15 protein-coding genes are annotated in these 12,520 nt (G+C 65.9%); all 15 read left to right on the forward strand.

Translation table 11 applies throughout. The features are described 5' to 3' along the window. Positions 1-104 precede the first annotated feature (104 nt). The 15 genes from AB0B50_RS43345 to AB0B50_RS43415 all read left to right on the forward strand — a co-directional run bounded on the left by AB0B50_RS43345 (position 105) and on the right by AB0B50_RS43415 (position 12,519). Positions 105-1,856: a recombinase family protein gene (locus AB0B50_RS43345; RefSeq protein WP_362343208.1), complete on the forward strand. Its 1,752-nt coding sequence runs from the start codon at positions 105-107 to the stop codon at positions 1,854-1,856. Between the two features lie 897 nt (positions 1,857-2,753). After that, entirely contained in the window at positions 2,754-3,137 is a 384-nt protein-coding gene (locus tag AB0B50_RS43350; protein WP_362343211.1) for an HNH endonuclease signature motif containing protein, read from the forward strand. A gap of 471 nt (positions 3,138-3,608) precedes the next feature. Beyond that, positions 3,609-4,088 (forward strand): P27 family phage terminase small subunit, encoded by a 480-nt coding sequence (locus AB0B50_RS43355; protein WP_362343214.1) that lies wholly within the window; start codon positions 3,609-3,611, stop codon positions 4,086-4,088. A 169-nt stretch (positions 4,089-4,257) separates the two neighbouring features. Then, positions 4,258-5,766 (forward strand): terminase TerL endonuclease subunit, encoded by a 1,509-nt coding sequence (locus tag AB0B50_RS43360; protein WP_362343216.1) that lies wholly within the window; start codon positions 4,258-4,260, stop codon positions 5,764-5,766. Positions 5,767-5,781: 15 nt separating this feature from the next. Continuing rightward, positions 5,782-6,153: a hypothetical protein gene (locus AB0B50_RS43365; protein WP_362343219.1), complete on the forward strand. Its 372-nt coding sequence runs from the start codon at positions 5,782-5,784 to the stop codon at positions 6,151-6,153. A 76-nt stretch (positions 6,154-6,229) separates the two neighbouring features. Further along, positions 6,230-7,213 carry a phage portal protein gene (locus AB0B50_RS43370; protein ID WP_362343222.1) on the forward strand — a complete coding sequence of 328 codons (984 nt, stop codon included), beginning with the start codon at positions 6,230-6,232 and terminating at the stop codon, positions 7,211-7,213. Between the two features lie 8 nt (positions 7,214-7,221). Then, on the forward strand, positions 7,222-8,193 hold the full coding sequence (locus AB0B50_RS43375) for a hypothetical protein (protein WP_362343225.1): 972 nt from the start codon (positions 7,222-7,224) through the stop codon (positions 8,191-8,193). A 14-nt stretch (positions 8,194-8,207) separates the two neighbouring features. Further along, positions 8,208-8,777 carry a hypothetical protein gene (locus tag AB0B50_RS43380; RefSeq protein WP_362343228.1) on the forward strand — a complete coding sequence of 190 codons (570 nt, stop codon included), beginning with the start codon at positions 8,208-8,210 and terminating at the stop codon, positions 8,775-8,777. Positions 8,778-8,875: 98 nt separating this feature from the next. Beyond that, positions 8,876-9,832 (forward strand): major capsid protein, encoded by a 957-nt coding sequence (locus AB0B50_RS43385; protein ID WP_362343231.1) that lies wholly within the window; start codon positions 8,876-8,878, stop codon positions 9,830-9,832. A 186-nt stretch (positions 9,833-10,018) separates the two neighbouring features. Next, positions 10,019-10,573, forward strand: coding sequence for a hypothetical protein (locus AB0B50_RS43390; protein ID WP_362343233.1), 555 nt, complete (start codon positions 10,019-10,021; stop codon positions 10,571-10,573). Continuing rightward, positions 10,570-10,914 (forward strand): hypothetical protein, encoded by a 345-nt coding sequence (locus AB0B50_RS43395; RefSeq protein ID WP_362343235.1) that lies wholly within the window; start codon positions 10,570-10,572, stop codon positions 10,912-10,914. The genes AB0B50_RS43390 and AB0B50_RS43395 overlap by 4 nt, the downstream gene beginning before the upstream one ends. Next, positions 10,911-11,156 carry a hypothetical protein gene (locus tag AB0B50_RS43400; protein WP_362343238.1) on the forward strand — a complete coding sequence of 82 codons (246 nt, stop codon included), beginning with the start codon at positions 10,911-10,913 and terminating at the stop codon, positions 11,154-11,156. Before AB0B50_RS43395 ends, AB0B50_RS43400 begins: the two co-directional genes overlap by 4 nt. Positions 11,157-11,293: 137 nt before the next feature. Continuing rightward, entirely contained in the window at positions 11,294-11,560 is a 267-nt protein-coding gene (locus tag AB0B50_RS43405; RefSeq protein WP_362343241.1) for a hypothetical protein, read from the forward strand. A 54-nt stretch (positions 11,561-11,614) separates the two neighbouring features. Then, positions 11,615-12,163 (forward strand): hypothetical protein, encoded by a 549-nt coding sequence (locus AB0B50_RS43410; RefSeq protein ID WP_362343244.1) that lies wholly within the window; start codon positions 11,615-11,617, stop codon positions 12,161-12,163. Between the two features lie 44 nt (positions 12,164-12,207). Next, positions 12,208-12,519, forward strand: coding sequence for a hypothetical protein (locus AB0B50_RS43415; RefSeq protein ID WP_362343247.1), 312 nt, complete (start codon positions 12,208-12,210; stop codon positions 12,517-12,519). The last annotated feature ends 1 nt before the right edge of the window (position 12,520 follow it).

Genomic DNA, 12,520 nt, shown 5'->3' on the forward strand with positions numbered 1-12,520 from the left:
GGGGTCTCCCAACACTCAGAACTTGACGTTCTGGAGTGTGCGGCATGGTGGCATCGACGCTGGTCAAGGGCGGTCCCGGGAATTCCTCGGTCCCTACAGGAGGGATGACCAGCACACCCCGAAACCCGCTCGCGGGCACGGTCTACGAAACCGAGACCCTTCGGGGTGTCCGTTGCGTACGCCTGTCCGTGCTCACCGACGAGACCACCAGCCCCGAACGTCAGCGCGAGGCCGACGACATAGCAGCCGCAGCCCTCGGCATTGACTTTGGCGAGGGTGCCCAGCTCCGCGAGGCCGTAGACCTTGACGTGAGCGCGTCCGCGTTCGGCCCGTTCGACCGTCCGCAGCTCGGCGGGTGGCTCGCTCGCCCCGATGACTTTGACGCCCTGGTGTGGTGGCGCTTTGACCGTGCCATCCGGTCCATGGCGCACATGCACGAGCTTGCCAAGTGGGCCAAGGAACACCGAAAGATGCTCGTCTTTGCCGAGGGCATCGGCGGGGGTCGGCTCGTGTTCGACTTCCGCAACCCCATGGACCCCATGAGCGAACTCATGATGCTCATGTTGGCTTTCGCCGCACAGGTCGAGTCGCAGAGCATCAAGGACCGCGTGTTGGGCGCCATGGCCGCTATCCGCAAGATGCCGCTTCGGTGGCGCGGTGGCGGTCGCCCCCCGTACGGCTACATGCCCGCCCCGATGCCCGCAGAACACGGCGGGGTGGGCTGGACGCTCGTCCCGGACCCCGACGCGGTGACGATCATTGAACGGATCGTCCGAGAGCTGTTGGAGGGGGCGACCGTTTCGGCGGTGGCTGCGGGTCTCAATGTGGACAGCGTGCCGAGCCCGCGTGATCACTGGGCCGTGAAGATGAAGCGCGAAAAGGGCGGGAAGACCGGCGGGGCCAAGGGGTCGCACGTTGTGCGCGACGTGTTCAAGTGGACTCCCGCTGTCATCGGCCGGATGCTCCGCAACCCGACCTTGCTCGGCTGGAAGATGCACAAGGGCAAGCCCGTCCGGGACGCCGAGGGCAACCCGATCATGGCGACGGAACACCCGATCATGACGCGGGAAGAGTTCGACCGCATCGGGGCACTGCTCGACTCCCGCAGCATCGAGAACGGGGACCGCAAGGACACCGACGCGCTTCTGTTGCGGGTGATCCACTGCGACTCGTGCGGGGGCCGCATGTACCTGTCCAAGCCCACCAAGAACGGCGCGAGCGTGAACCCGTTCTACAAGTGCAACCACCACGCCCGGGGCGACAACTGCGAGGCACCCGCCAACATCCGTGCGTCATGGGTGGACGAGTACGTAACCGCCGAGTTCCTGCGGCTGGTCGGCACCATTCAGACCACCCACGTTGTCGAGATCCCCGGCTACGACCCCGAGCCCGAGTTGCGCGCCACATTGACGGAGTTCGAGGAGCACCAGCGGCAGCAGGGGCGCCAGAAGTCCAAGCACGCGGCGAACGCATGGCAGGAACGAGCGGACGCGTTGGACAGCCGCATAGCCGAGCTGGAGTCCCGCGAAAAGGTCGAGCCGCAACGCGTCGTCACCCCGACCGGCCGCACCTTCGCCGACGAGTGGGCCGACAAGGACACAGCGGGACGACGAGCGATGCTCAACGAAGCGGGTGTGCGGCTCGACGTACGGCGCGGTGTCCGTGGCGGGTGGCGCAAGCTCGACGTACGGCGCGTCACGTTCACCATGTCTGGGGAGCTGGACCCCGCCGCGGAAGCACTCGATGCGGTCGCCGAAGCGCTGGACTCCGACGTACGCGGGGACACCCCGACCCCGGGCAGCAGCGTCCGCGTGATCGAGCCCGCAGCAGTCAAGCGGGTGCCCCTCGCAGCGTAGGAATCGCCCCCGCAGCAGCCCGATAAGCTCACTACACCCCGCGCCGACATGGAGTGCGCGGGGTAGGGACGGAGCCATTCCACGCAGTACGGAAATGCAGTACACCCGCCCCGACTCGCCCCGGTAGTCCCTCGGGACCGCCGGGGCTCTCTTGTGCCCGCACACGGGCGTACGGGGCGCTTCAAGGGCTGCCCGCCGGCTCGCCCTCGGGCTCGGGCAGTGCAACAGCGGGGCGAGGAGTGTTGAGAGTGACGAACTTCGACACTTTTTTGAACGCATAGAAAAAATAAGAGAGAAGAGAGAACGGGGTCTCTGTCGTCACCCTCAGCACTCTTCGGGCTTCGGGAATCCCTCGGTCCCTATAACTGGGGAAGCAGGGACGGAGCGACCCGGACCGCCTACCGCACGAGCGGACAGGGCGCGGGAATTCCTCGGTCCCTATAGGTGGGGAAGCAGGGAGCAGCGAGCCCGAGTCCGCTACGGCGGGCACGGACGCGCCGGTCCCTACTCCGCACAGAGAGAGAGCGGGACTACCGCGCACCCACCCCGAGGGGGAAACCCGGCGGACCGAGTGCCCGCACTCTCTCAGCGTTGCCCGTGCACCACGCACCCTCGCGTTACTCGGGGGGTGGCTGCGGGGGTCGTGTGGCAACGCGTGCGGGGACTGCACCGCCCATGAGTAACCGCCCCGACCAGGGCGCCGAAAGGGGTTGTAAGCGCGTGCAGTCCCCACGTTGTCCCCGCCTCGCGGCGAGGGCGACACAAGCCCGCTGACCCAACGGCAGAGGTGCGCGGTACCGGCCCCCTCGGGGAGATCCGTACGCAATCCGCAGAGTTCCCCGGTTCGACTCCGGGGGCGGGCACTCCACAACGACGAGCACCACCAGGGGGACGCACATGCGCTGTATCGACTGCACCGAGCCCGCCACACACCGCGGACGCTGTAAGACGCACCACGGGGCGTACGAGGGTCGGGCCACGGTCCGCACCCGACGAGCACGGGGCAGGCGACGGGCGAACCGTCGTGACGCTGCGGCTCGGCTCCGCCGGCGAGTGCAGGAACGGGGCTCGGCATGGTGCGACTGGTGCTTGGGCGACTTCCCCGCTTCCGGGGTGGACGTGGACCACGTGCGCCCGCTGTCCCTCGGGGGCGAGGACACAGACAACAACGTTCAGGTCTTGTGCCACGGGTGCCACCAGCTCAAGACCCGTACCGAGTTCGGCACGGCACGGGCGGACAAGACCCCCGCCCCTGTTGCTGGTGCCCCCCTTGCCGCGTAAGCCCCGCCCCCCGTGCAGTGTCCCCGGGTGCCCCGAGCTGACCACGGGTGGCCGCTGCGCCAAGCACCAGCGCGAGGCCGAGCAGCAGCGCGGTACGAGTGCAGAGCGGGGCTACACGACGCGTTGGCAGCGCATCCGTAAGGCGTACCTGTACCGCAATCCGTGGTGTCTGCTGTGCGGTCGCACGGCCACGGTTGCCGACCATTTCCCTTTGTCCCGACGTGAGTTGGTGGCGCAAGGCGTGGCCGAGCCGGACGCGTTCAATCGGCTACGGCCGTTGTGCACTCGCTGTCACAACAGAGAGACCGCGAAGCGTCAACCGGGCGGTTGGGCTGCCGCGAATGCGAAGCCAATTCGGACATAGCTCGCGGCTCGACCAGGGGGGCACTCCCCTTCCCTCGCCTTCCAGATCGGCAGGGAGGCAAAAAACTCGCATGGCTCATTGGGCCGTTCCGGTGGAGGTGACTTAGCGTGGCAATTCCCGGGCAGAAACCCAAGCCCCACATTCAAGCGGTCCGCGAGGGCACTTACCGCCCCGACCGCAACAGCGAGGGTGCACGGTTCGCCCCGCTGTCCCCTGTCGAGCCCGATTGGGCCGAGCTACTTCCGGGGGACGCGTCGGACGACGTGCGGGTGAAAGCGGCGGACGTGTGGGCGAGGACCATTCCCGCCCTGGTGCACTCCGCTGGTCTCACCGACCCGCAGCGAGAAACAGCCATTGAGTATTGCGTGACGGTCGCCCGACTGTGGCAGGCCGAGCGCGAGTTGAGCCGTTCCGGCCTTGTGGTCGAGACGGAGCGCGGGAACGTCAAGTCCCCGTGGGTGACGATTGCCCACCAGTACCGGAGTCACTTCCGCTCGCTGGTCGGTGAACTCGGGCTCTCGCCCGCGTCGGCCACGCGGATTGCCCCGCCGGAAAGCGGGGGCGACGATGACGGGATCTTTGACTGACGAACTTCCGGTCCCGTATGACGCGCTGCTAGAACTCGGGCTGACCGAGGACGAGATAGGCGAAGCGGTCAAGTCCCGTCCACTCGTCCTCGCCCACCAGGCCCCGCAGCGCGAGGGCGCCTATTTCGATGTGCCCGCCGCTCACCGAGCCATTGCGGCTATCGAGTCCATGAAGCACACGAAGGGGCGTTGGGGCGGGACTCCGCTCAAACTCGCGCCGTGGCAAAAGGTCTGGATCATTGCCCCGATCTTCGGATGGCTCTGGTTCGACCCCGAGTTGGAACGACCGGTCCGCGTGGCCCGAACGGTGTGGATTGAGGTTCCCCGTAAGGCGGGGAAGTCCACGTTGTCCAGTGGTATCGGTCTGGTGCTGCTGCTCGCTGACCGCGAGATTGGCGCAGAGGTATACGCGGCTGCTGGCAGCCTTCCGCAAGCCGAACGCGTCTTTGACGACGCTAAGCGTATGGCGCTGACTTCCAGGGCCGTACGGGGCCGTGTGGAGGTTCTGCGGGGTCTTATTCGCGTGCCGCGTACCGGCGGGGTCTTCCGGGCCCTGTCGAAAATCGCTGAGACTGCCCACGGGTTGAATGTCTCGGGTGCCATCGTGGATGAAGTCCACGTGCACAAGCGTCGTGACCTTATCGACGCGATCGAAACTGGCACGGGTGCCCGTGACCAACCCCTAGTCGTGTTCATCACGACCGCAGATGAGGGCACCGAGGGCAGCATTTACGACGAGAAACACACGTACACCCGCCGCTGTGCGGACAGTGTGATTTCTGACCCCGGGCACTACGGGGTTATCTGGGCTGCCGAGGAAGGCGACGACCCTTACGCCGAGGAGACATGGCGGAAGGCAAACCCGGGATTGGGTACGTCCCCGTCCCTCGCCTACATGCGACGCGAGGCGAACAAGGCCAAATCCACGCCGAGTTACTTCCCGACCTTTTGCCGGCTGAGTCTCAACAGGCGTATGCGCTCGTCCTCGCGGTGGCTCTCGCTTCCCGTGTGGGACGCGAATTCGGGCGCTGTGGACGAGCAGCGGTTCCGCTACCGGCGCGCGTGGGGTGGGGTGGACCTGTCCGCGGTGTCTGACCTGTCCGCGTGGGTGCTCGCTGTCGAGTCTCGCAAACCGGGGGTCGAGCTGGAGTTGGTCAGCCGCTTTTGGCTGCCCGAGGAACGCATAGACGAGCTAGAGGCACAGCTACAAGTGCCCTTGCGGCAGTGGGCAGATGACGGATTGCTGACGCTGACCGAGGGCGACGCGATCGACTATGGCGCCATTGAGAAACAGATCATTGCGGACTGTCGCCGGTTGGACGTGCAGCGAATCAGCTATGACCGGATGTTTGCCGGTCAGCTTGTCCAGCGCATCGAGCAGAAAACCCGCGGTGTGGACGTGGTGCCGGTCGCGCAGACGTATCTAGGCATGAGCCCCGGCAGTAAAGAGCTTGAAAGGCTGCTGCGCGAGGGCCGAATACACCACGGCGGTAACCCTGTTCTCCGCTGGAATGCAAGCGTGGTCGAGGTGTACCGGGATGGCAACGACAACATGCGTCCGGTCAAGCCTGACCGCGGGAAGTCGAGCGCCCGCATTGACGGTATCGCTGCAACGGTCATGGCACTTGACGGGTATGTCCGCCGACCGCTTAAGCGTGCCCGTGCGGCGAGCGCATAGCCCAAGGGGGGATGCATGGCGGAGACTCCGCTACAGATGACAGAGCGGCTGTACGGCAAGCTACAGCGCCGTAAGCACACCGCTAAGAAGTGGTCGGACGCATATGAGGGTGACCGCCCGCTGTTGTTCGCGTCACCGGAGTTCAGCACGCAGACAGGCGGGCTCTTTGACGGGTTCTCGGATAACTGGTGTGCGGTGGTCCCGGATGCGACCGTTGAACGGCTCATGCCGATTGGCTTCCGGCTGGAAGACGGGTCGGTTGACAAGGTTGCCGGACAGGCGTGGAAGCGCTCGGAATGCGACGTTGAGATTGGTCTAGCGCTGCTGGAAGCGCTCATAACGGGGCGCAGTTACGCGCTGGTCTGGAATAACACCGATGCCGGTTGAGATCACCTTTCAGCACGCGTCCAGTGCCATAGTCGAGTATGTGCCTGGTCGTCGTCGGCTCCGTAAGGCGGGGCTCATGACATGGCGGGACTGGGACACCGAGTTCGCCACGCTGTTTACGCCGACCATGGTTTACCGGTGGCAGCGTCCGACCCGCGAGGGCGGGGCGTGGACCGGTCGCACGGCGGGGCTTTCCCGCGGCGAGCCGAGCCACATTCCGAACCCGCTCGGGGTGGTGCCGCTGGTTGAACTCCCCAACCGTTCACGGCTGCACGGCAAGCCCCGCAGCGAGATTGCGACAGTCCTTCCGCTACAAGATGCGGTGAACACCCTTTGGGCTCACCTCATGACCGCATCGGATGGGCTCGCGCTTCCTGCCCGTGCGGTGCTCGGTATGGACCGGCCCGTCCGGGAAATCGTGGACCCCGAAACGGGGGAAGTGGTCGGCGAGGAGGATCTACCGCTAGACCGCTTCCGCTCTGACCGGCTGCTGTGGCTGGAGAAACAGGGCGCGTCCATTGCCGAGTTCTCCGCCGCTGATCTCGACAACTACTTGCGGGTTATTGAAGTTGCGGTGCAGCACATCGCGGCACAGACTCGCACCCCGCCTTCGTACTTGGCGGGACAGCTCGTCAACGTCTCGCCCGACGGTGTGGCCGCGAGTGAGGCGGGGCTAGTCGCAAAGGTCACCGAGAGGCAACGCCACTTCGGGAGCGCGCTCCGCGAGATCATGCGGCTAGAGGCACTGGCACAAGGCGAGTCGGGGCGCGCGGAATCGCTCGCGCTCGGATCGGTGGTCTGGCGTGACCCGCAGTTCCGCAGTGACTCCCAATACTCCGATGCTCTGGTGAAGTTGAAGGCAATCGGGGTTCCGGACGAGGCTCTGTGGGAGCGCATACCCGGGGTCACTCCTGACGAGATCGAGCGATGGAAGACCATGCGCACGGATGCCGCGGGGGCAATCCTCGGCGGGAACGTCGCGGACATGTTCGGGCCCAAGCCCGAGCAGCCCGAGGACGAGCCCGACGAGCCCGACGACGCGTTGCCCGGGGCCGCCTAGTGTCCCGCATGGCCGAGCTGTCAGCCGAGCGGTACAGCCAAGTACAGAGCATTTCCCGGGGCGTTGTGGAAGCGATCCAAGCTCTGTGGCGGGACGTGCCCGCTGACCGGATTCTCTCGGCAATGCAGGGCGAGACTGGACGTCAGATCCTCGCCGCTGTCACAGCGGGACAGCTCACAGCAGCACAGGGGGCCCAACTCTTTGTCGGTGCGTCCATGGCCGCGCAAGGGGCTGTTGCGGCACCCCTCGGCGTGCTCGACCCCGCGGCGCTGGTCGGCATTGCATCGGACGGGCGCCCGCTCGCCTCGCTGCTGCAACTGCCCGCCATTTCCACGGCTCGGGCTCTGGCAGCCGGCGAAAGCGCCGAACTCGCGGCGGTCCGCGGGCTGACCCAAATGGCCATGATGGCGAGCACGCAGATAGCCGACACGTCCCGTACGGCTACGTCCATCGGCATGGCAGCACACCCGCGCTGTATCTCGTATGTGCGCGTGGTGCGGCTGCCCGCGTGTGCCCGCTGCATCATCCTGTCCGGTCGTCAGTACAGCTACTCAACCGGTTTCAAGCGGCACCCGCGCTGTGACTGCGGAATGGAGCCGATGACGGATGACGAGTGGCGAGGGACCAAGACCCCCGAGGACCTGTTCCGGCAGATGAGCCCCGAGGAACAGCTAAAGCGGCTCGGACCCAACGGGGTCAAGGCATTGGAAGCGGGCGCCGATCTCGGGCAGATCATCAATGCCCGCCGTGGCATGGCTACCGCTGTCACGGGGCGGGGCCCGATGAAAGTCACGACCGAGGGCACCACCAAACGCGGTATCGGCGCTAAGGCCATGGGCGCGGAGTTCGAGAAAGTGCCCGGCAAGCGATACGAGCGCGCGAAAACGGCGCGGCTCATGCCAGAGACCATTTTCAAACTCGCTGGGAACAACCGCGAGCACCAAATAGCCATGCTCAAGCGGTATGGCTACATCGTTTAACAGGGGGATTACCAATGGCAGATGACCCGCAGAACGTCCCGGGCAACGGCCCCGAGGACGAGCACCAGGGCGAGGGCGGTACGGGTACCGGCACAGCGCACCAGGGCGAGGCGGGCAAGGGGGCCGAGGGCGACCAGGCCGACGCGGTGAAGACCGAGCGGACTGCCCGCGAGGCTGCCGAGCAGCGCGCGAGCGAGGCCGAGCAGGAAGCGGCACGGCTCCGCCGGTCCAACGCAGCACAGCGGGGCACGGACCTTGACGCGCTGCGCGACGAGATCAAGGCCGAGTTTGCGGAACAGCTCGTCCGTGCCGAACTCCGCGCGGCTGCTGCGGGCAAGCTCCGCGATCCGGCGGACGCGCTCGCGCTGCTGGACGTGGCCTCGCTCGCCGGCTCCGGGGGCGATATCGACGCTGCCGCGGTGGCTGCTGCCGTGGACCAGCTCGTCAAGGACAAGCCCTATCTAGCAGCCGACCAGGGCACCGCCCCCGCGTGGGGCGACGTGGGCGCCGGTCCGCGCGAGGATGCCGAGCCCGAGCCCGCCACTCCGCTTGACCGTCTGCGGCGCGCGTACGGCGAGGCGTAACACCCTTTCGCAGAAACGATTCTGCAACCCATTCCAGGGACCGCACCTAAACGGTGCCGTCCCTTTTTTCATGCCCAAAACCAGGGGGAATTCAACACATGGCACTGACTCTTCCCGAGGCTGCCAAGCTCTCGACCACGGATCTCCAGCGGGGCGTTATCGAGACGTTCGTACAGGAGTCGAGCATTCTTGACCGGCTGCCGCTGCTCACCATCGAGGGCAATTCCTACGCGTACAACGAGGAAGCGACGCTTCCCGGGGTTCAGTTCCGAGCGGTGAATGAGGCATACGCCGAGTCCACGGGCACCGTGAACCAGAAGTCCGAGAGTCTGGTAATCCTCGGCGGCGACGCGGACGTTGACAAGTTCATCGTTAAGACCCGCGGCAATCTCAACGACCAGCGGGCTATCCAGACGCGCATGAAGATCAAGGCCGCGTCGTACAAGTTCCAGGACTCGTTTTTCAACGGCGACGTTGCCACCGACCCCAAGGGGTTTGACGGGCTGCGTAAGCGGCTGACGGGCGCTCAGGTCATCAGTGCGGGCAAGGATGGCGCCCCGATCGTGGGCGCTGGTGCGAACGACTCGCACACGTTCTTTGATCTGCTCGACCAGCTCGTTGCACAGGTCCCGGGCCTGACCAGCGCGAACGGGGCGCTGTACGCGAACCGTGCGGTTATCGCCAAGGTGCGGTCGGCTGCTCGCCGGATCGGCGGTTTTGAAATGGTCCGCGAGGCTCTGACCGGAAAGCTGGTCGCCACCTACAACGGTATTCCGCTGCTCGACCCGGGCCAGACCCCCGCGGGTGTGGACATCCTTCCGCAGACCGAGACGCAGGGCACCGCAACCAATGCGTCGTCCATTTACGCCGTGCGCTTCGGCCAGGCCGAGGACGACCGAGCGGTGACCGGTCTCACCAATGGCGGCATTCAGGTAACCGACCTGGGAGAGCTGGAGACCAAGCCGAGTTACCGCACCCGCATTGAGTTCTACACGGGGCTTGCGGTGTTCGGTGGCCGTGGTGCTGCTCGCCTTAACGGCGTGCTCGCCGCGTAACGGAAGGGGACGGAATGCCACCGCGTAAGCGGATTGCAGCGTCCGCCCCGAAGATTCCGCACACGGATTCCTGCGGTGCCCCGGAACGGGTCGAGTCCTTCCCGGTACTCGATTCCTCCGGGGCCCCGCGGACCGTGGCGCGGTGTCTGGCGTGCGGCGCTCAGACAGTGAATTAGGGGGCGCTGAATGGCACTCCCCGCATTGGCCACCGTGGACGAGCTTGCGGCGTGGATGCAGCGCGACAGGACCGAGCTGCCCGAGGGCGCCGCCCTGGTGCTCGACACCGCGTCCGCCATCGTCCGCAGCGAGGCACGGCAACGGTTCACCAGGGGGACAACGACCGTTGCCCTGTCCCCGCGCGGACAGGCGGTGTCGCTGCCCCAACGGCCGGTTGTGTCAGTCGAGTTGGTCCGACGTGGTGGCCGTGTGCTGCGCCCGGATGAGTACCGGGTGTGGCGTGACCAACTGTGGCTCGGTGCGCTCGGGCTCGGGCCCGTGGTCGTCACCTACACCCACGGCTACACCGAGGTTCCCGCGGACGTGCGCGCCATCGTGCTCACGCTCGCCGGCCGAGTGCTGACCAACCCAAGCGATCTACGGCAAGAGTCGGTCGGCTCGGTCAACGTCACGTATGCGGCCGAGACGATCGGCGCAAGCCTCGCCCCCATCGAGCGGGACCAGCTTGCCCGCTACCGGCCGCGCGCTGCCGTGGTGCAGCTCGACCAGGGGCCGCCCTGGTGACGGTCCACTACACACAGACAGTCGTGATCCTGCGGGCCCCGTTCGTGGTGGACCGGTACGGCAACGCGACCAGCGAACGGGATTGGTCGAGCGCGACCAGGACCACGGTCCGCCGCGTGTCCGTCCAGCCCGAGCAGTCCACCGAGGACGACGGGGACCGCCCCGCGGTGACCAGCGGGCTCCGCCTGATCACGCGTCGCGGAGTCGATATCGACCTGATCCCGGGTGATCGCGTAGTGGCCATGGGCCGACTGCTCGACACCGACGGGGACGTTGCGCGGTGGGTCGTCGGGGGGCGACACCACCACAGCGAGGCACGGCTAAAGGAGGTGAACGGATGAGATTCCGGCCCAACCACAGCGGCATTAACAGCTTCATGAAGACCCCGGAAGCGGGGCGGGAAGTCGAGCGCATCGCGGGGCGAATCGCCGAGTCTGCCGAGGCCAGCACGGGGGGCGATTTCCGCACCGACTCGGCTCTAGGCGCCAAGCGTTGGCGAGCCGCTGTGATCGGCAATTACGTCAAGCACAACGACGCCGAGGGCACACGCGCGGCGCTGCTGCGCGGAATGGATGGCGCCTAGTGGCCCGTCCGGTCGTCGTCATGCCGGATGCGGTGGCGGTAGTGACGGGCTATCTGAGGGGCGCTCTCAAGGCGCACGGTCGGCCCGTTCCTGTCGTCTCCCGTATCCCAACTCCGCGGCCCCCAACGTTCGTTCGGGTGCAGCGCATCGGGGGCACACAGCAGACCCCCGTTTCGGACCGTCCTCGGCTCGATGTGCATTGCTGGGCCGAGAGCGAATCGGCCGCGCATGATCTCGCGGCGCTCTCGCGCGCACTGCTCGGTGACCTTCCCGGGGTGCGCGACGGAGTGACCGTCTACCGGGTGTCGGAAGTCGGGGGCCCGATGTGGCTGCCCGACGACCAGACCAGCGCCCCGCGCTTCGCGTTCGCGGTGGAAATCCATATGCGCGGACGCGCTCTCTGAAACACCACTTTCCTTAACTACAGGGGGACACCTATGCCTCTTAACGCTAACGCTGTGCGCGTTGCAGTAACCGGCGCTGCTTATGTGGCGCTGCCAAAGTCCAAGCTCCCGACCAACGCAACTGACAATTGGGACCCTGCCTTTACGGATGTCGGTTGGATCTCGGATGACGGGATCACCGAATCCAATTCGACGGACGCCACCGAAATCAAGGGCTGGCAGGGCGGGCAGACCGTCCGGAAGGTGATCAGCTCGTCTGAAATGACGTTCGCGTTTACCGCCATCGAGACGAGCAAGACCGTTCTTGAGCTGTACCACAAGGGCTCGAAGGTATCCACCACGTCCGGCAAGAGCGTGCTTGCCATTAAGTCCCCGGGACCAGACCGGCGCATCTTCGGTTTCGACGTGATCGACGGGTCTAACCACATTCGCATTGTGATCCCGGACGGGGAAGTCACCGAGACCGGCGACATTACCTATAAGGGCGACGAAGCGGTTGCGTACGAGCTGACCATTACCGCCTATCCGGGCGCTGACGGGACCGTGGCTTACAAGTACAGCGATGACGGTTCGTGGACGGGCACGACGACCCCGCCCGCTTAATCCATCACAGAAACGTTCCGTCTCGATCGTAAGAGGTACAGCACGTGAGTAACGCATTCGACCTTGACGTATGGGTCAGGGAAGCCCGCAAGGAACCGTTTCGGTTCACCCTGTCGGGGCTCGTATTCGAGATGCCCGCAGCCGGCGAGCTGGATAAGTCGGTCCTGTCCACGGTGAACGTGGACAACCCGAGCGCCCGGGATATTGAGATCCTGCTTAAGTCGGGGCTTGGCGAGCAGTGGTCCAAGTTCGACGCGATACCGGCCCCGCTCGCTGCTCTCGGTGAGCTGTTCCGGCAGTGGCAGAAGCACGAGGGTACGCCGCTGGGGGAATCCTCGGCCTCTGCCGACTCCTGAG

Source organism: Streptomyces sp. NPDC041068 (assembly GCF_040647455.1).
Lineage (GTDB): Bacteria > Actinomycetota > Actinomycetes > Streptomycetales > Streptomycetaceae > Streptomyces.